Source organism: Actinomadura gamaensis (genome assembly GCF_042652125.1).
Lineage (GTDB): Bacteria > Actinomycetota > Actinomycetes > Streptosporangiales > Streptosporangiaceae > Spirillospora > Spirillospora gamaensis.
Window position 1 is genome coordinate 430,540 of sequence record NZ_JBHSIT010000006.1, and the last position, 18,173, is coordinate 448,712.

Here is an 18,173-nt window from a genome sequence, read left to right on the forward strand (position 1 = left end):
CTGGTGGTGGTTCCCCACACCCACTGGGACCGCGAGTGGTACCTGCCGTTCCAGCGGTTCCGGCTGCGGCTGGTCGGGCTGCTGGACGACGTGCTCGCCCGGATGGACCGCGACCCCCGGCTGCGGTTCACGCTGGACGGCCAGATGGCCGCCGTGGACGACTACCTGGAGATCCGTCCGGAGCGCGCGGAGCTGGTCGCCCGGCTCGTCCGGGACGGGCGGCTCGCGGTCGGCCCGTGGCAGATCCTCATGGACGAGTTCCTGTGCTCGGGCGAGACGATCGTGCGGAACCTGGAGCTCGGCCTGCGCCGCGCGGACGACCTGGGCGGCGCGATGCGGGTCGGCTACCTGCCCGACATGTTCGGGCATGTCGCGCAGATGCCGCAGATCCTGCGCGGCTTCGGGATCGACCGGGCGTGCGTGTGGCGCGGCGTCCCGGAGCGCGTGACGACGCACGCGTTCGCCTGGCGGGCCCCGGACGGCTCCGCCGTCCGCACCGAGTACCTGCCCGGCGGGTACGGCAACGCCGTCCACATGTTCGACGACGACGGGCTTCTCGACGACCGCGCGAACGACGTCGCGGCGTGGCTGCGCCAGTGGCGTCCCGAAGGCGGCGAGTGCCTCGCGATGTACGGCTCGGACCACACCGCGCCCGCCGCCGACCTGGCCGAGCAGGTCGAACGCGCGTCGCTGCCCATGCGGTTGGCGACGCTGGGCGAGTTCCTCACCGACGCGTCGGTCGAGGGCTTGCCCGTAGTCGAAGGCGAGATGCGCTCGCACGCGCGCGCGAACATCCTGCCCGGCGTGTTCTCGGTGCGGATCCCGCTGAAGGCGGCGATGGGCGCGGCCGAGCGCCGCGTCGCCCGCTACGCCGAACCGCTCGCCGCGCTCTGGCTCCCGGACGGCTCGGCCGACCGGTTCCTGGAGCTGGCGTGGCGCAAGCTGATCGAGGTGAGCTGCCACGACTCGGTCACCGGCTGCGGCAGCGACGCCACCGCGCAGCAGGTCGCGGCCCGGATGGCCGAGGCAGAGCAGCTCGGCCACGCGGTGTTCGACCTGGCCACGGGCCGTCTCGCCGCCGGAGTCGATCGCAGCGACCATCTGGTCGTGAACCCGTCGCCGGCGCGTCGGCGCGGGGTCGTGCGGATCGGCGGCGACCCGGTGCTGGTCGAGGTCCCGGCGCTCGGCTACGCGACCGCGCGGTCGGCGGCCGTCCAGCCGCGGCGTCCCGCGCGGATCGTGGGGGACCGTCCGGCGAACGGCCTGGCCGAGCTCCGCGACTTCGGCCGGATCGTGGACGGCGGCGACGTCGGCGACACCTACAACTACGCGCCGCCGAAGACCGACGCCGTGGTGGACGAGCCGGTGTCCGAATACCTCCAGATCTGCGAGACGGGTCCGGTCGTGGCGTCGGTGGCGCTGAACCGCGAGTACCGGTGGCCCGTCGAGGCGGGCGCGGACACGCGCTCGGCGACGACCGCGAAGGTCGCCGTCCACACGCTCGCCGAGGTGCACGCGGACGAGCCGTACGCCCGGCTGTTCATCGCGTTCGACAACCCGTGCCGCGACCACCGCGTCCGGCTGCACCTGCCGCTGCCGCGCCGCGCCGACCGGTCGTTCGGGGAAGGTCAGTTCGCGGTGGTCGAGCGCGGGCTGACCGGCGAGGGCGGCCACGGCGAGTTCCCGATCCCGACGTTCACCGCGCACGCGTTCGTCGCGGCGGGCGGCCTCGCGGTGCTGCTCCGGCACGTCACCGAGTACGAGGTCGTGAACGACGGGACCGAGCTGGCGCTGACGCTGCTGCGCTCGGTGGAGATGCTCTCGCGCGACGACAACGGGCTGCGGGAGGAGCCCGCCGGGCCGCAGGTCTTCACCCCGGACGCCCAGTGCCTCGGCCGCCAGGGCTTCGAGCTGGCGCTGATGCGCTACGAGGGCGACCGGCCGGGTCCGGAGGTGATCGCGGCGGCCGAGCTGTTCGGGCACGAGCCGAAGGCGGTCCGGGGCACCGCGCCCGAGGGGACGCCCGGCCCCGAACCGCGTTCGGGTCTGGACGTCGCCGGGGACGGCGTCGTCCTGTCGTCGCTGCGCCGCCGGGACGGGATCCTCGAACTGCGCATGGTCAACGAGCGGCCCGAACCGTCCGAGGCGGTCATGACCGGCGACTTCACCTCGGCGACGCGCTGCGACCTCGCGGGCCGTCCGACCGAGCCGCTGGACGCCACGACGGGCCGCTGCGTCCTGCCGCTGCGTCCCTGGGAGATCGCGACGCTGGCGCTCGGCTGATCCGCCAGACCGCCAGACCCCCGGCCCGCCGGCGGCTCAGTGGGTCGGGGGCTGCGGGCCGTGGTGGGCCGGGGACGGGGCGTGCGTCCCCGCCGCGGCCATCGCGGCCCCCACGATCCCGGCGTTGTTGATCAGGGCGGCGGGCACGATCGGCGCCCGCACGCCCTCGATCAGGTGGACGAACCGGTCCGCCTTGCGGCTCACGCCGCCGCCGAGGATGAACAGCGACGGGTTGACCAGCCCCTCCAGCCGGGTGAGGTACTCGCTCACCCGCTCCGCCCACTCGTGCCAGCCCAGGTTCTTCTCGTCGCGGACCCGCGCCGACGCGCGCTTCTCGGCGTCCTTGCCGCGGATCTCGATGTGCCCGAACTCGGTGTTCGGCACGAGCACGCCGTCGGTGAACAGCGCGCTGCCGATGCCCGTGCCGAGCGTGAGCAGGACGACCGTCCCCGGCCGTCCGCGGCCCGCCCCGTGCGTCATCTCGGCGACCCCGGCGGCGTCGGCGTCGTTGAGGACGGTCACCCGCCGCCCGGTCGCCTCCGAGAACAGCGCCGCCGCGTCCGTCCCGATCCAGGCGCGGTCCACGTTCGCGGCGGTCGTGGTCGTCCCGTTGACCACCACGCCGGGATAGGTGATCCCGATCGGGCCGTCCCCGCCGAGGCGCGCGGCGACGTCGGCGACCGCGCTCGCGACGGCGTCCGGACGGGACGGGGCCGGCGTCGCCACCCGCAGCCGCTCCGAGGTCAGCTCGCCCGTGCTGAGATCGACCGACGCGCCCTTGATGCCCGATCCTCCGATGTCGATGCCCAGCATCTCCATGCTCTCTGCCTACCCCCGCTCGTCCCGGTCCAGCCTAAAGATCATTCCAAGCCGGACCTTATGGAAACCCCCGGCCGTCGTCACACTGGGGATGTGTACGACTTCGACATCCTCGTGCTCGGGTCGGGCCCCGGCGGGCAGCGCGCCGCCATCGCCGCGGCCAAGCTCGGCCGCCGGGCGGCGGTCGTGGACCGCCGCGACATGATCGGCGGCGTCTGCATCAACACCGGGACGATCCCGTCCAAGACTTTGCGCGAGGCGGTCCTGTACCTCACCGGGCTCAGCCAGCGCGAGCTGTACGGGCAGAGCTACCGGGTCAAGGAGGACATCACCGTCGCCGACCTCGGGATGCGCACCCGGCACGTGGTCGGCCGCGAGATCGACGTGGTGCGCAGCCAGCTCGCCCGCAACCACGTGACCGTCCTGCCCGGCACCGGGCGGTTCCTCGACCCGCACACGATCGGCGTCGCGTCCGGGACCGGCGCCGATCCGGCGCGCCGGGAGACCAGGGTCACCGCCGAGCGGATCGTGATCGCCACCGGCACCCGCCCGGCCCGTCCGGACTCGGTGGAGTTCGACGACCGGACCGTGATCGACTCCGACGGGATCATCCACCTGGAGCGCATCCCGCAGTCGATGGTCGTGGTCGGCGCGGGCGTGATCGGGATCGAGTACGCCTCGATGTTCGCCGCCCTCGGCACCAAGGTCACCGTGGTCGAGCGGCGCGAGCGGATGCTCGACTTCTGCGACCTGGAGATCGTCGAGGCGCTCAAGTACCACCTGCGCGACCTCGCGGTCACCTTCCGGTTCCGGGAGACCGTCGCGGCCGTCGAGCGGCGCGGCCGGGGCGCGATCACCGTGCTGGAGAGCGGCAAGCGCATCCCGGCCGACACCGTGATGTACTCCGCCGGCAGGCACGGGATGACCTCCGAGCTGAACCTGGAGGCGGCCGGCCTGACCGCCGACGGGCGCGGCCGGATCCGGGTGGACGGCGACTACGCCACCGAGACCCCGCACATCTACGCCGTGGGCGACGTGATCGGCTTCCCGTCCCTCGCCGCGACCTCGATGGAGCAGGGCCGGCTCGCCGCGCACCACGCGTGCGGCGAGCCGGCCGCCCGGATGCCGGACCAGCAGCCCATCGGGATCTACACCATCCCCGAGATCAGCTTCGTCGGGCGCACCGAGGACGAGCTGACCGAGGCGAAGATCCCGTTCGAGGTCGGGGTGTCGAGGTACCGCGAGCTGGCCCGCGGCCAGATCATCGGCGACTCCTACGGGATGCTGAAGCTGCTGGTGGCGCCGGACGACCGGTCGCTGCTCGGCGTGCACGTGTTCGGCACCGGCGCCACCGAGCTGGTGCACATCGGGCAGACCGTGATGGGCTGCGGCGGCACCGTCGACTACCTGGTCAACGCGGTCTTCAACTATCCGACCCTGGCCGAGTCGTACAAGGTCGCCGCGCTGGACGCGATGAACAAGATGCGTCAGATAGCGCGGTTGACCGAGCTGACCGGCGGACCGGCCGCGGGGGCGGCCGGTGAAGGCGGGGAACCGGGGGAGTGAAGTCCCGCCGCGTCGGCGGAGGCGTCGTGCCGGGAACGGCGGACGGGGCCGTCCCGGCGCGCGTCAGGACGACCAGAGCAGCGTGGCGAGCTCCGCGTCGATGTCGATGAAGCGCGGCTCCTGCCCGGCGGGGACGACCTGGTAGGTGCGGTGCAGGAAGTCGGCGAGCGGGCTGAGCGGCGCCTCGAACAGCGCGTCGCCGAACGGCGAGCTGAGCGCGATGTCGAGGGTCTCGTCGTCGTCGGCCGAGGGCCAGACCTCCACGTCGCCGTCCCCGACGCGGCGCACGATGCCGACGGTGAGCAGCTCGCGCGCGAAGATCCACTCGACCGGCTCGTCGTCGCCGACGTAGAAGGCCATGCGGATCGCGTAGGGGTCGTCGGCCGCGTAGGACAGGCCGGCGAGGAGGGGGACGGTCGTGCGGTCGGGGACGACGAGGCGGAGGCCCAGCTCTGCTGAGACGGTGGTGCTGCTGCTGTTCATGGCCATTCCTTCGGACGTCGGTCCCGCGGTGCGGCGGGCGTTGGGTGGGAACTTCACTCCTCTCACGGATGTCCCCGCGATCTATGACGCGTAACTGGGCCGAGTTGTGGGAACATTCCGCCGGCTCGCTCTCGTGTGATCAAAATCACGTTGCGGCAAACGCCTGCTGACCTGGGCAATTGGATCATTTCGCGCTCCCCGTTCGTTGTGTTCTACCGACGGACCCCGCTCGGCCGTGTGACGATCGAGAGGGCCCGTCCGGACCGAATAAAACGGGCATGATGCGCATCATGGCCATCGCCCCCTGACCTTGGGTAAAAGCGTGGCTATTGACTCGGAAAAGGATCGGCCGTCCCGCCTGGAGCGCTTCCAGGCCCGCGTCCGCCGCAACCGGGCGACGCACCTCGCCTGGCGCGGCGGCGTGCTGCTCGTCGGCGGCGCGGTGCTGGTGGTGGGCATCGTCATGATGGTCACGCCGGGGCCGGGCATCCTCGGCATCGTCCTCGGCCTGGCGATCCTCGCCACCGAGTTCGCCTGGGCGCGGCACGCGCTGCGCAAGGCCCGCGCCGCCGCCGACAAGGCGAAGCAGAAGGCGCGCGCGAAGGGCTCGCGCCGCCGCGCCGCCCGGGACTGAGCCCGGCGGCTTCCGGTTCGTCCTGGTCTGGCCGGTGATGCCGGGCGTTTACCCAACCGGGAGCGCGACCTGGTCTTACGGCAGGTCGCCGCCGGAAACGTCCCCCTTGCCGCCGTCCAGGGGAGGACCTCGTGACCAGCTCGCCGTTCGGATCGTTCTTCGACGACCCCTTCCGCGGCTTCGACGCGCTCGGCAGCCGGATCTTCGGGGGCGAGTCGTGGCCGCCCGCGCGGCCCGGCGTGCAGCGCGTGGACGTCGGCCGGCTGCTCAGCGAGCAGGGGCGCGAACTGCTGGTCCGCGCGGTCCAGAACGCGGCCGAGCGGGGCGCGCCCGACCTCGACACCCTCGACATGCTGAACGCCGCCGCGCAGGCCGACCCGGCGCGGACGCTGCTGCGCGCGGCCGGGGCCGACCCGGACGGCCTGACCAAGGCCGTCGACGAGGCGCTCGCCGGGTCCCCGGGAGCGCCGCCCACGACGTTCACGCCGTCCGCCAAGCGCGCCCTGCTGGACGCGCAGCGGATCTCCCGGGTGCTCGGATCGTCCTACATCGGGCCCGAGCACCTAGTCCTCGCGCTCGCCGCGAACTCCGACGGGGCCGCCGCCAAGCTGCTGGCGTCGCAGGGCGTCACCGTGGACGACCTCCAGAACGCGCTGGCCGGAGAGCAGCAGCGATCGCCCGGCGCGTCCGGCGCGTCCGGCGGGCAGACGCAGCGAGGCGGGCAGGCACAGCGGGGCGGCGGTGAGACGCCCACCCTGGACGAGTACGGACGCGATCTCACCGAGGAGGCCCGCCAGGGGAACCTGGACGCGGTCGTCGGCCGCGAGGACGAGATCGAGCAGGCCGTCGAGGTGCTGTCCCGGCGCACCAAGAACAATCCCTGCCTGATCGGCGAGCCCGGCGTCGGCAAGACCGCGATCGTGGAGGGCATCGCCCAGCGGATCGTGAACGGCAGTGTCCCGGACACGCTGAAGGGCAGGCGGGTCGTCGCGCTCGACCTCACCGGCATGGTCGCCGGGTCCAAGTACCGCGGCGAGTTCGAGGAGCGGATCAAGAAGGTCGTCGACGAGATCCGGGCCGCCTCCGACCACCTGATCATCTTCATCGACGAGGTGCACACCCTGGTCGGCGCGGGCTCGGCCGAGGGCGGCATGGACGCCGCGAACATCCTCAAGCCCGCGCTGGCGCGCGGCGAGCTGCACGTCGTCGCGGCCACCACGATCGATGAGTACCGCAGGAACATCGAGAAGGACGCCGCGCTGGAGCGCCGGTTCCAGCCCGTCCTGGTCGCCGAGCCGACCGTCGGGCAGACCGTGGAGATCCTCGCCGGGCTCCGCGACGCCTACGAGGCGCACCACCAGGTGAAGATTACCGACGACGCGCTGGACGCCGCCGCGACCATGTCCGACCGCTACGTCTCCGACCGGTTCCTGCCGGACAAGGCGATCGACCTGATGGACCAGGCGGCGGCGCGGGTCCGGCTGCGCTCGGCGGTGCCCCGGCAGGACGTCCGGGAGCTGGAGGAGCGGCTCGACCGGCTGCACCGCGACAAGGACCAGGCCGTCTCCGCCGAGGACTACGACCGGGCCAAGCAGCTGACCGCCGAGATCGAGCGGGTGCGGCCCGAACTGGAGAACGCCCGGCACGGCCACGACGACGCGCCGGAGGTCACCGCGACCGACATCGCCGAGGTCGTGTCGCGCCGCACCGGCATCCCGGTCGCGCAGCTCACCGAGGAGGAGCGGGACCGGCTGCTGCGGCTGGAGGAGCACCTGCACGAGCGGGTCATCGGCCAGGACCGGGCGGTGGACGCGGTCGCCGAGGCGGTGCGCCGGTCCCGCGCGGGACTGTCCGACCCGAACCGGCCCATCGGCAGCTTCCTGTTCCTCGGCCCGACCGGCGTCGGCAAGACCGAGCTGGCGCGCGCCCTCGCGGACGTGCTGTTCGGCGGCGTCGACCACATGATCCGCATCGACATGTCGGAGTACCAGGAGAAGCACACCGTCGCCCGGCTGGTCGGCGCGCCGCCCGGCTACGTCGGCTACGACGAGGCGGGGCAGCTCACCGAGGCCGTCCGGCGGCGCCCGCACAGCGTGATCCTCTTCGACGAGATCGAGAAGGCGCACCCGGACGTGGCGAACATCCTGCTCCAGGTCCTCGACGACGGCCGCCTGACCGACGGGCAGGGCCGCACGGTCGACTTCTCCAACGCGCTCGTCATCATGACCAGCAACATCGGCGCGCAGCTCATCCTGGACGACACTGGCGGCGAGGACGCCCTGCGCGGCCGGCTCATGGACCTGCTCCAGCACACGCTCCGTCCCGAACTGCTCAACCGCATCGACGAGGTCGTGATCTTCGACCGGCTCGGCCGGGGCGAGCTGCTGCAGATCGTGGACCTGCTGCTGGAGAACACGCGGCGCAGGCTCCGCGGCCAGGACGTCGCCCTCGACGTCACCACCGCCGCCAAGGAGTACCTCGCCGAGCAGGGCCACCAACCCGAGTTCGGGGCGCGGCCGCTGCGGCGGACCGTCCAGCGCGAGGTGGACAACCAGCTCTCCCGGATGCTGCTGAGCGACGAGCTCAGCGAGGGCGACACGGTCACCGTGGACCACGTCGACGGCCGCCTCGACTTCCGCGTCGCCCGCGGCGGCGAACACTCCAGCACGATGCCGATGCCGCCCGCCGGAACGGGCGAGTCGTCCGCGTCGTCCGGCTCGTCCGCGCCGGGGAACGGGCCGTCGCCGGACGCCAGGCGGGCCACGAGCTGACCGGGCCCGTGCGTCGGCGGCATGGCGGCGGCGACCGTCCGCACCGGTCCGCGTCGGTGTGGGCCCTGCTCCGCGGCGGGCGGGCCGTGGCCGAACCCGAGCCCGAGCCCGGGCCGGACGGTCCGCCGCCGCCGTCCCGCGAGCTGGTCGTGTTCCTGCGGGACGTGGGCGCGGCGCTGTGCCGCAGCGGCGACGCGTCCAACCGGATCGCCGAGCGGCTGGACGAGCTGGCGAAGCAGTACGGCGCGCCGGGCGTGAAGTTCATCATCCTGCCGACCGGCCTGTTCGTGCGGGTCGGCGAGGGCGAGGACTCCGCCGTCGACTTCGCGCCGATCTCGGGCGGCGACCTGCGCCTCGACCAGATCGCGCAGCTGTACGGCCTGGTCGCCGAGGCCGAGCGGACGCGGATGTCACCGCTCGAGGGCCAGGCGAGGCTCCAGAAGATCCTCGCGTCGCCGCCGCGGTTCGCGCCGTGGGCGACGCTCGCCGCGAACATCCTGATGACGCTCGGGCTCGGGCTGATCCGCAACCCGGTGCCGACCGCGATGTTCGGCTACCTGGCCCTCGGCGGCGTCGCCGGCGGGCTGCGGCTGCTGGCGCACCGGTTCCCCGGATTCGCGCCGAGCCTGCCGGTGGCGGCCTCGATGGCCGCGTCGATCATCGCCGCCGCGGTGTCGGGGGCCGTCGCGGCGGGGGACACGAGCCAGCTGCTGGTGCCCGCGCTGGTCACCTTCCTGCCGGGCGCCGCGCTGACGAACGCGACGATCGAGCTGGCGGGCGGCGCGATCGTGTCCGGCGCGTGCCGCCTGGTCGCGGCCATGATGACCCTGCTGCTGCTCGCGTTCGGCATCGCCGCCGGGCTCCAGCTCGCCGGGCCGGAGCAGGTCGGCGGCCGCGTCCCGGCGCTCGGCGGCTGGGCCCCGCTGCTCGGCGTCGCGGTGCTCGGACTCGGCATGGCCCTGAACGCCGCCGCTCCGACGAGATCGCTGCTGTGGCTCCTGCTCGTGATGTACGTGGTGTGGTCGGTCCAGCTCGCGGGAAACTCCTTCGGGAGCACCCTGCTCGGCGCCTTCCTCGGCGGCGCGGTGCTCACGCCCGCCGCCTACGCGGTGCAGGGCCGGCTCGGCGGACCGCCCGCCCAGGTCAGCTTCCTGCCCGCGTTCTGGCTGCTGGTGCCGGGCGCGCTCGGGCTGACCGGGGTGTCGTCGCTGGTGACGGGGACCAGCGACGCGGCCACCGGCCTGCTCACACTGGTCAACGCGCTGGTCACGGTCGTGGCGATCGCGCTCGGCGTGCTGGTCGGGTCGTCCCTCACCCGGACGACCGTGCACGCCGCGGGCCGGTCGGCCGGTGCGCCCGCGGCCTAGCCTGGACGCGGCCGGAGCGGAGGACGAGGTGGGGAACGAGAGCTTCAGCGGCCGGCTCAACTGGCTGCGCGCCGGGGTGCTCGGCGCGAACGACGGCATCGTCTCGACGGCGGGGATCGTGGTCGGCGTCGCCGGCGCGACCACCGACGAGGGGACGCTGCTGCTCGCGGGCCTGTCCGGGCTGCTCGCCGGATCGCTGTCGATGGCGGCGGGGGAGTACGTCTCGGTCAGCGCCCAGCGCGACACCGAGCGGGCGTTCCTCGCCACCGAGCGCCGCGAGCTGTCGGACGACCCGGACGCCGAACTCGACGAGCTGACCCGGGCCTACGTGGACAAGGGCCTCTCGGCCGGCCTGGCCAGGCAGGTCGCGGTCGAGCTGACGGCCCGCGACCCCCTCGCCGCGCACGCCGAGGTCGAGGCCGGGGTGGATCCGGAGGAGCTCATCAACCCGTGGCAGGCGGCGCTCGCGAGCTTCGTCGCGTTCACGGTCGGCGCGCTGCTGCCGCTGCTGGCGATCGTGCTGCCGCCGCCGTCCGCGCGGGTGCCGGTCACCGTCGTGGCGGTGGTGCTCGGGTTGACGCTGTGCGGCTGGACGAGCGCGCGGCTCGGGAACGCGCCGCCCGGCCGGGCCGTGGTGCGCAACGTCCTCGGCGGCCTCATCGCGATGGCCGTCACCTACCTCGCGGGCCACCTGCTCGGCGCCGGCGGCGCCTGACCCCGCGCGCCTCGGGCGGCTCCAGAGGATTTTGCTCAGCCGGGGCGCGGGCATGGTCTTCGCCGGAGCCCCGCGCGGAGAGTGTCCCGGACATGATCGGTCAACTCAGCCGCCACTGGTGGGTCCTGCTCGTCCGGGGCGCGGTGGCGGTGCTGTTCGGGGTGCTCGCCCTCTTCTGGCCCGGCATCACGGTCTGGGCGCTCACCGTCCTGTTCGGCGCGTACGCGCTGGTCGACGGCGTGTTCTCGCTGGCCGGGGCGTTCCAGGGGGTGCCGGGGCAGTCGCGCGCCTGGCTCGCGGTCGCCGGGATCTGCGGCATCCTGCTCGGCCTGATGGCGTTCGCGTGGCCGGGCGCCACCGCGCTGGTCCTGCTCATGCTGATCGCGGCGTGGGCGGTGGTCACCGGCGTCCTGGAGATCGTCGGCGCGGTCCGGATGCGCCGGACGATCGACGACGCGTGGCTGTTCGGGGTGTCCGGCGCGGTGTCGGTGGTCTTCGGCGTGCTGCTGTTCGTGTGGCCCGCGTCGGGGGCCCTCGCGGTGGTGTGGCTGATCGGCCTGTTCGCGATCGTGACGGGCGCGATGATGATCGGCGCGGCGTTCCGGCTGCGCAGGCTGGGCGAGCGGGCCGGCGCGCACCGCGTCGGACGCCAGTACGGCTGAGGAACCCGATCACGCTGCTGGAACGCCTGGTCCGACGCCGGCGCGGTGTCGGGAGGCGTCAGGAGACCGGAAGCCAGCAGGGCTCGGAGCCGGGCCGGAACAGCCGGGGCGACGTGGCGCTGGTGCGGCGCAGCGACGCCGGGAGGATCTCCAGGTAGCGGGCCACGCCGGTGACCACGGCGTGCTCGGCGTCGTCGGCGAGGTAGACCGGGAGACCGGTCGCCTCGCGCAGCACGCCGGGCAGGCCCTTCAGCCGCGCCCCGCCGCCGGTGAGCAGCATGCCGGTGGGGATGATGTCGGCCGACAGCTCCGGCGGGCACAGGGCCAGCGCGGTCCGGACCGTCCCGATGATCTCCTCCAGCGGGGCCGCGACGGCGCGCTCGACGTCGGTGGCCGACAGCACGGTCGTGCCCGGCAGGCCGGTCGCGAGGTTGCGGCCGTGCACGACGATCCGGCGGGTGCGCTGGCGGCCGCGCGGGCGCAGCGCGCCGACCGAGAGCTTGGCCTCCTCGGCGGTCTGCTCGGCGATGAGCAGCCCGTCGCGGCGGCGGACGAGCGCCGCGATCGCGCGGGACAGGTCGTCCCCGCCCACCCGCACGTGGTGCGCGCAGATCATCCCGCCGCAGGCGAGCACGGCGACGCTGGTCGCGGTCGCGCCGACGTCCACGACCATGGTCGCCAGCGGCCCGTCCACCGGGAGGTCCGCGCCGAGCGCGGCGGCCAGCGGCGTCGGGACCAGGTGCGCCTGCCGCGTGCCGACCGAGTACAGCACCTCCCGGACGGCCCGCTCCTGCACGTCGGTCAGCGTGGTCGGCACGGCCACCGCCAGCCGCGGCTTCACCAGGTACGGACGCCGTCCCTGCGCGAACCGGACCAGGCGGCGCAGCAGCCGCGCGGCGGGCTCGGTGTCGATCGGGACGCCCGCCTCGAACGGCCGCTGGAACCGCACCCACGGCAGGGCGCGCCGCCGCATCTCGGCGGCCGACTCCCCGGCGGCGAGCACCCGGCCGGTGCGCACGCAGGTCGCCAGCAGGGGCGGCTGCGCCATGACCTCCTCGCGTCCCCGGACGCGCACCCGCACGCTGCGCGAGCCGAGGTCGAGGGCGATGTCGGGGGAGAAGACCGGGTTCATGGACGCCACCTCCCGCGTTTCCCCGCGCCGGCGCGCCCGGGCGGGCCGGCGGGCGGCCGGGAGGCGGCCGGGTCGAGGCCGGGAAGGGGTGCGCGCCGCTCCGGATTGTCCATGATCGTTTCATGCCCGCGCCGGGGTCCGGCCTAGGTCAAACGAGCATCATGATTCCGCCGGGCCGGCCCCGCCGAGCAGGTCGGGGGTGACCGGGCGGCCCGCGACCGTGGTCGAGTAGACGACGGTCGTCGCGGTCGTGCCGAACCGGGCGAGGCCCGCGACCGCCTCCTCCAGGTGCCGCATCGACCGGGCGGCGACCTTGGCGATGAAGCAGTCCTCGCCGGTGACGTGGTGGCACTCGACCACCTCGGGCACCGCCCGCATCCGCGCCACGTACTCGCGGTGGTCGCTGCCCGGGAACTTCACCCGCACGAAGGCGAGGATCGGCAGCCCGACGGCCTCCAGGTTCACCCGCGCGGTGAACCCCTCGACGACGCCGCGCTCCCGGAGCCGCCGGACCCGCTCGGCGACCGCCGGGGACGTCAGCGCGACCCGCCGTCCGAGTTCGGTGAAGCTGATCCGCGCGTCCTCCTGGAGCTCGGCGAGGATCCGCCAGTCCGTGGCGTCCATACTCATGTGCCGACCGTACCTTGAGATTTAAAGTCCGAGCCGCTCAGTACCTTAAAGTTCGTCTGCCGCCGACCGGAACGATCGGGATAGCTTCCGGGCCATGATCCTTCCCGGCACGGCCTTCGCGGCCGATCGCGACCAGCGGCAGCACCTGTTCGACACGCTCGTCGGGCTCGTCCAGGAGCATCTGGACGGGCTCGCCGGGCTGCGCGTCACCCCGGACGTCACCCCGGGCGCGCTGCGCGCCGGCCTCGAGCGGTTCGACTTCGAGGACGGGATCGACCCCGGCGAGGCGCTGGCCGAGACCGCCCGGATGCTGCGGGACGGCATCGTGCACACCGCCCACCCGTCCTACTTCGGCCTGTTCAACCCCGCGCCGGCGCTGATGGGCGTGCTCGGCGAGGCCCTGGCCGCCGCGTTCAACCCGCAGCTCGCCGCCTGGTCGCACGCGCCCGCCGCCGCCGAGATCGAGCGGCACGTGCTCGGCTTCCTCGGCGCGCGGCTCGGCTGGGACGCCGGCGGGACCGCCGGCCACTTCACCACCGGCGGGGCCGAGGCGAACCTGACCGGGGTGCTGCTCGCCCTCACCCGCGCGTTCCCCGAGGTCGGACGCGACGGGCTCCGCGCCCTTCCGGGCCGTCCGGTCCTGTACGCGAGCGCCGAGAGCCACCTCGCCTGGCTGAAGATCGCGCATTCGTGCGGGCTGGGCCGGGACGCCGTCCGGCTCGTCCCCGTCGATCCTGATCTGCGCATGGACGTGGCGGCGCTCGCCGGACTCGTCGCGGACGACCGCCGCGCGGGCCACCTGCCGTTCCTCCTGGTCGGGACGGCCGGGACGACCAGCGCGGGCGTCATCGACCCGCTCCCGGAACTCGCCGATCTCGCCGCGGCCGAGGGCCTGAGCTTCCACGTGGACGCCGCGTGGGCGGGCGCCGTCGCCCTCTCGGACCGCCTGCGCCCGCTCCTGGACGGCATCGAACGCGCCGACTCGGTGACGCTCGACGCGCACAAGTGGCTCGCGATGCCGATGGGCGCGGGAACGTTCCTGACCCGCGACGCGTCCGGGCTGCGCGAGGCGTTCTCCGTCCACACCGCCTATATGCCGGACGAGCTCCCCGGCACCGTCGACCCCTACTCCAGCTCGGTGCAGTGGTCGCGGCGCGCCATGGGCGTGAAGCTGTTCCTGACCCTCGCCGCGGCCGGACGCACCGGATACGCCGACCTCATCGAGCACCAGACCGCCCTCGGCGACCTGCTGCGCCGCCGCCTCGCCGAGACCGGCTGGACGATCCTCGCCCCGACCCCGCTGCCCGTCGTCTGCTTCACCCGCCCGGACGCCACGGCGGAGGACCTCGAAGGCATCGCCGGCCGGATCGTCCGCGGCGGTCGCGCCTGGATCTCGACGACGCGGCCGGCGGGGCGTCCGGCGCTGCGGGCCTGCATCACCAACTTCACCACGACCGGGAAGGAGGTCGAGGCCCTGGTCCGCCTGCTGTGACCGCGGGACGCCCGGAGGTTCAGGCCGGCTCGTCGAGCAGGGCGCGGGCGGCAGCGGCGGCGGGCGGCTCGGGGTGGTGCTCGGCCATCAGCGTCAGGACGCGGTCCCGCCACGGATGGTCGGACTCGGCGAACAGCCCGAGCAGCCGGGCGAACTTGTCCGCCGGCCAGCCGGTGTAGCCCAGCTCGGTGATGATCGCGAGCGGGGTGTGCTCGCCGCTCTCCATCCCCGCCGCGACCATGTCGATCAGCGCCCACATGTCGGACCCGTCCGGCGCGGGCTCCGGCAGGGCGGCGCGTTCCATGTCGCCGAGCCGGTTGCGGGCCAGCGAGCCGAGCGCGGGGTCGTCGGCAAGGCTCGCCAGCGCCTCCATGCCGGCCAGGCCGAACGCCGTGCCGTACTTGCCGGACAGGACGTCCAGCCCGGCCCGGCGGGCGCTGGGGGAGACGTCCCGGAGCGCCGCCGCGAACCCGGCCGCGCCGTCCTCGGCCGTCCGGCCGCCGCGCGCGAGCCAGAGCCGCGCCTCCGGGTCCACCATGAACGACGGGTAGAACGGCAGCGCCTCCAGCAGCCCGGCCGCGTCGTCGCCGGCGTGGTCGCCGACCATCGGCACCCGGATCCCGGTCGCGTCCTCCAGCAGGACGCGGCCGACCGACCGGCCGAGCGGCGTGATCCCGACCCGCCCGGCGGCCTGCTCGACCAGGCCGCACTCCGTCAGCGCGTCCAGGTGGTGCCGCATGGTGTTCTGGCCGTCCGCGTCGAGCCACGGCGTGATGCTCGTGCGCGGGATCGGCTGGTCGTAGGTGTAGATCGAGATCAGCAGGTTGCCGGCGAGCCCCTGGGCCTCGGCGGGCCGGTCCCGGCCGACGCCGCCCCACTCGTCCAGCATGGCGATCACCGTGCGGTGCCAGGCCGCGAGCGCCGCGTCCTCGTCCGCGCCGGTCAGCGCCTCGGCGGTCGCGCCGGGCCGCAGCAGCCCGGCGGACGGGTCGGGGCGCAGGATGTCCGCCCTGATCAGGATGTCCCAGAACACCCGCGCGGCCCGGCGCAGGGCCTCGCCGCGCGGCGCGTCGTCGGAGAGCCGCTCCCGGATGATCGCCAGCACGTCGTCCGGGAGCGGGTCGCCGTCGGCGACCAGCGGACGCCCCCGCCGCGCCCAGTCGATGTGCGCGTTCACCATCCGGTACATCTGGCAGTCGCGGAGCGCGGCCACCAGCTCCGGGACGGGCGCGACGAGGACGGGCGGGACGTGCGCGTCCGGGAAGGGGCCCGCCCCCGTCAGGTAGCCCGTCCCCCTCGCGGGGGAGCGGCGTTCGAGCGCCTCGCCGACGATGATCTCGCTGAGCCCGTGCGTGGTCCTCATGACGCACGAAGCGTAGTCACGAGATGACCGTCCGGTGCGGGCTTCGCCGAAACGGGTGGGTGTCAGAGCTCGGGCGCGGTCCTGATCTCGGCGACCGGGTCGGCGACGCCGTCCAGCTCCAGGACGACCAGCTCGTTGCCGCCCGCGCGGAGCAGCGGCCACGGCAGGTACAGCGTCCGCTGCGGACCCCGGTCCCAGTAGCGGCCGAGGCAGAACCCGTTGACCCAGACGTAGCCCTTCGTCCAGCCGGGCAGCACGAGGTAGCCGTCGCGCGGCTCGTCGACGGTGAGGACGCCGCGATGGAACACCGGCCCGCGCCCGGCGGTGTCCGGCGCCCCCCAGGGGAGCCCGGAGACGTCGTCCACGGGGTAGGTCGCGGTCGTCCAGCCGTGCAGGAACTGCCGCTCGTGCCGGACGCCGCCGACCAGGCCCTTGCGGTCGCCGATCCGCGGTCCGTAGTTCACCCGTCCCATCGACTCGACGAGGATCTCCACCGACGCGCTGCCGCCCTCGACGGCCACCGGCGTGGACGTCTCGCCGGACCGTTCCAACACGGCGGCGAGCGAGCCGTCCACGTACACGTGCGCGCGGTCGGCGAGGCCGTCCAGGTGCAGGTCGTAGGCCTGGCGGGGGCCGGGGATCTCCGTCCGGTACAGCGCCAGGCCGTGGTGCAGCCCCATCTCCTCGAACGTCGGCGGCTCGGCCGTCTCGACCACGGACGCGGCCGGGACGTCCAGCAGCCGCAGCGTCTCGTCCAGCCGGACGGACCCGGCGGGCAGCAGCGGCGGCAGCGGCTCCGGCTCCGGGATCTCCCGCCGCTGGTACTTCGCGAGCACCTCGCGGAACGCGTGGAACTTCGCGGTCGGCGCGCCGCGCTCGTCGATCGGCGCGTCGTAGTCGTAGGACGTCACGGTCGGCTGGTACGCGCCGGTCGACTCGGCGCCGCCCAGGTTCGCGCCCGCCGTCGTGCCGAAGTTCGTCCCGCCGTGCGCCATGTACAGGTTCACCGACGCGCCCGCCGCGAGGATCCGGTCGAGCACGTCGGCGGCGTCGGCCGCGTCGCGGGTGACGTGCCGCTCGCCCCAGTGGTCGAACCAGCCGTTCCAGAACTCCATGCACATCGGCGGGTCGTCCGGCCGGTAGCGGGCGAGCGTCGCGAACGCGGTCTCCGGGTCGGAGCCGAAGTTCGCCGTCGCCGCGACGCCGGGCACGCTCCCGCCGGTCAGCATGTGGTCGGTCGGGCCGTCGGAGGTCACGAGCGGCACGTCCACGCCGCGTTCGAGCAGCGCGTCGCGCACCCACTCCAGGTAGCGGCGGTCGGTGCCGAACGAGCCGTACTCGTTCTCGACCTGCACCATCACGACGTTGCCGCCGCGCGTCCGCTGCCGCTCCACGATCGGCGGCAGCACGGCGTCGAAGTACCGCGCGACGTGCGCGAGGTACTCGGGGTCGTGGCAGCGCAGCCGCGCGGACCGGTCGGCCAGCAGCCAGGACGGCAGGCCGCCGTTGTCCCACTCGGCGCAGATGTACGGGCCGGGCCGGACGATCGCGTCGAGCCCGGCCTCGGCCGCGAGGTCGAGGAACCGGCCGACGTCGGCGCGTCCGCCGAACTCGAACCGGCCCGGTTCCGGCTCGTGGAGGTTCCAGGCGAGATAGGTCTCGACCGTGTCGAGGCCCATCGCGCGCAGCATCGACAGACGCTGCGTCCACTGTTCGGGCAGGACACGAAAGTAATGCAGGGCACCAGAGAGAAGCACGGGGCGATGCTAGGGCCGCGCGGGCGGGCCGTCCATGGTTACGCGGCGCGACCGCGCGGGAAGAATGTCAGGAACGACCGGGGGGTTGCGTCATGTCGGATTCAAAAGCGGGCGATGTGCCGGACGGCGGCGCCCGGCAAAGCGACGCGGGGAAGGGGCATACGGGCGGCGGCGGGAGCCATGCGGGCCGTCCCGGCTCGTGGGCGGCGGTCGCCGTCGTGTTCCTGGGGTTCCTGCTCGGCGGCCTCGCCCTGTGCCTCGGACCCAACTGGGTGCTCTTTGTGATCGGCGCCGTGGTGATCGTCGTCGGAGTGGTGGCGTGCGGCGTCGTGCACCTGTTCTCCGATGTGGTGGTGGACGCGCCGCGCGTGATCCCGGAGATCGTGGACTACTCGCTGTTCGGCCACCGGAGCGACCGGCGCCGGGGCGGCGCCGAGGGCGAGACGGCCGACTACGCCGTCCGCACCGACACGCAGAACTTCCCGCACGGCTGAGCCGT

General features: G+C 73.9%; 15 protein-coding genes. 9 read left to right on the forward strand and 6 right to left on the reverse strand.

Annotated elements, in window-relative coordinates; genetic code table 11:
- Positions 1-3: 3 nt before the first annotated feature.
- A complete protein-coding gene (locus tag ACFPCY_RS22420) occupies positions 4-2,283 on the forward strand; it encodes a glycoside hydrolase family 38 N-terminal domain-containing protein (protein WP_378258112.1) in 2,280 nt (759 codons plus the stop codon).
- 36 nt (positions 2,284-2,319) lie between these two features.
- Here ACFPCY_RS22420 and ppgK read toward each other — a convergent pair whose 3' ends face one another.
- Complete coding sequence (gene ppgK / locus ACFPCY_RS22425; RefSeq protein ID WP_378258113.1) at positions 2,320-3,102, reverse strand: polyphosphate--glucose phosphotransferase; 783 nt, start codon at positions 3,100-3,102, stop codon at positions 2,320-2,322.
- Between the two features lie 93 nt (positions 3,103-3,195).
- Between ppgK and sthA the strand changes: the two genes are divergently transcribed.
- Positions 3,196-4,668, forward strand: a complete 1,473-nt coding sequence (sthA, locus tag ACFPCY_RS22430; protein WP_378258115.1) for a Si-specific NAD(P)(+) transhydrogenase — start codon at positions 3,196-3,198, stop codon at positions 4,666-4,668.
- A 63-nt stretch (positions 4,669-4,731) separates the two neighbouring features.
- On the opposite strand, the gene ACFPCY_RS22435 is transcribed toward sthA, so the two are convergent.
- Positions 4,732-5,151, reverse strand: coding sequence for an SsgA family sporulation/cell division regulator (locus tag ACFPCY_RS22435; RefSeq protein WP_378258117.1), 420 nt, complete (start codon positions 5,149-5,151; stop codon positions 4,732-4,734).
- 322 nt (positions 5,152-5,473) lie between these two features.
- On the opposite strand from ACFPCY_RS22435, the gene ACFPCY_RS22440 reads away from it, so the two are divergent.
- The 5 genes from ACFPCY_RS22440 (at position 5,474) to ACFPCY_RS22460 (ending at position 11,300) form a co-directional block, all read left to right on the forward strand.
- Positions 5,474-5,785: a PGPGW domain-containing protein gene (locus tag ACFPCY_RS22440; protein WP_378258119.1), complete on the forward strand. Its 312-nt coding sequence runs from the start codon at positions 5,474-5,476 to the stop codon at positions 5,783-5,785.
- Between the two features lie 131 nt (positions 5,786-5,916).
- Positions 5,917-8,556 carry an ATP-dependent Clp protease ATP-binding subunit gene (locus ACFPCY_RS22445; RefSeq protein WP_378258120.1) on the forward strand — a complete coding sequence of 880 codons (2,640 nt, stop codon included), beginning with the start codon at positions 5,917-5,919 and terminating at the stop codon, positions 8,554-8,556.
- 8 nt (positions 8,557-8,564) lie between these two features.
- Positions 8,565-9,923, forward strand: a complete 1,359-nt coding sequence (locus ACFPCY_RS22450) for a threonine/serine exporter family protein (RefSeq protein ID WP_378258122.1) — start codon at positions 8,565-8,567, stop codon at positions 9,921-9,923.
- A gap of 28 nt (positions 9,924-9,951) precedes the next feature.
- Complete coding sequence (locus ACFPCY_RS22455) at positions 9,952-10,638, forward strand: VIT1/CCC1 transporter family protein (RefSeq protein WP_378258124.1); 687 nt, start codon at positions 9,952-9,954, stop codon at positions 10,636-10,638.
- A 92-nt stretch (positions 10,639-10,730) separates the two neighbouring features.
- Positions 10,731-11,300, forward strand: a complete 570-nt coding sequence (locus tag ACFPCY_RS22460) for an HdeD family acid-resistance protein (RefSeq protein WP_378258126.1) — start codon at positions 10,731-10,733, stop codon at positions 11,298-11,300.
- A 58-nt stretch (positions 11,301-11,358) separates the two neighbouring features.
- On the opposite strand, the gene ACFPCY_RS22465 is transcribed toward ACFPCY_RS22460, so the two are convergent.
- Positions 11,359-12,432, reverse strand: a complete 1,074-nt coding sequence (locus ACFPCY_RS22465; protein ID WP_378258128.1) for a rod shape-determining protein — start codon at positions 12,430-12,432, stop codon at positions 11,359-11,361.
- Positions 12,433-12,591: 159 nt separating this feature from the next.
- A complete protein-coding gene (locus ACFPCY_RS22470) occupies positions 12,592-13,062 on the reverse strand; it encodes an Lrp/AsnC family transcriptional regulator (RefSeq protein WP_378258130.1) in 471 nt (156 codons plus the stop codon).
- A gap of 94 nt (positions 13,063-13,156) precedes the next feature.
- Here ACFPCY_RS22470 and ACFPCY_RS22475 point away from each other — a divergent pair, with 94 nt between their 5' ends.
- Positions 13,157-14,554 (forward strand): pyridoxal phosphate-dependent decarboxylase family protein, encoded by a 1,398-nt coding sequence (locus ACFPCY_RS22475; RefSeq protein ID WP_378258132.1) that lies wholly within the window; start codon positions 13,157-13,159, stop codon positions 14,552-14,554.
- Between the two features lie 19 nt (positions 14,555-14,573).
- On the opposite strand, the gene ACFPCY_RS22480 is transcribed toward ACFPCY_RS22475, so the two are convergent.
- Both ACFPCY_RS22480 and ACFPCY_RS22485 read right to left on the reverse strand, forming a co-directional pair.
- Positions 14,574-15,917 carry a hypothetical protein gene (locus ACFPCY_RS22480; RefSeq protein WP_378258134.1) on the reverse strand — a complete coding sequence of 448 codons (1,344 nt, stop codon included), beginning with the start codon at positions 15,915-15,917 and terminating at the stop codon, positions 14,574-14,576.
- A gap of 62 nt (positions 15,918-15,979) precedes the next feature.
- Positions 15,980-17,674: a glycoside hydrolase family 35 protein gene (locus ACFPCY_RS22485; protein WP_378258136.1), complete on the reverse strand. Its 1,695-nt coding sequence runs from the start codon at positions 17,672-17,674 to the stop codon at positions 15,980-15,982.
- Between the two features lie 92 nt (positions 17,675-17,766).
- Between ACFPCY_RS22485 and ACFPCY_RS22490 the strand changes: the two genes are divergently transcribed.
- A complete protein-coding gene (locus ACFPCY_RS22490) occupies positions 17,767-18,168 on the forward strand; it encodes an HGxxPAAW family protein (RefSeq protein WP_378258138.1) in 402 nt (133 codons plus the stop codon).
- The last annotated feature ends 5 nt before the right edge of the window (positions 18,169-18,173 follow it).

Coding starts and splice junctions, on each gene's coding strand:
- ACFPCY_RS22490 (WP_378258138.1), top strand. CDS start 17,767: ATGTCGGATTCAAAAGCGGGCGATGTGCCGGACGGCGGCGCCCGGCAA.
- ACFPCY_RS22480 (WP_378258134.1), bottom strand. CDS start 15,917: ATGAGGACCACGCACGGGCTCAGCGAGATCATCGTCGGCGAGGCGCTC.
- ACFPCY_RS22435 (WP_378258117.1), bottom strand. CDS start 5,151: ATGAACAGCAGCAGCACCACCGTCTCAGCAGAGCTGGGCCTCCGCCTC.
- ppgK (WP_378258113.1), bottom strand. CDS start 3,102: ATGGAGATGCTGGGCATCGACATCGGAGGATCGGGCATCAAGGGCGCG.
- ACFPCY_RS22475 (WP_378258132.1), top strand. CDS start 13,157: ATGATCCTTCCCGGCACGGCCTTCGCGGCCGATCGCGACCAGCGGCAG.
- ACFPCY_RS22470 (WP_378258130.1), bottom strand. CDS start 13,062: ATGAGTATGGACGCCACGGACTGGCGGATCCTCGCCGAGCTCCAGGAG.
- ACFPCY_RS22460 (WP_378258126.1), top strand. CDS start 10,731: ATGATCGGTCAACTCAGCCGCCACTGGTGGGTCCTGCTCGTCCGGGGC.
- ACFPCY_RS22465 (WP_378258128.1), bottom strand. CDS start 12,432: ATGAACCCGGTCTTCTCCCCCGACATCGCCCTCGACCTCGGCTCGCGC.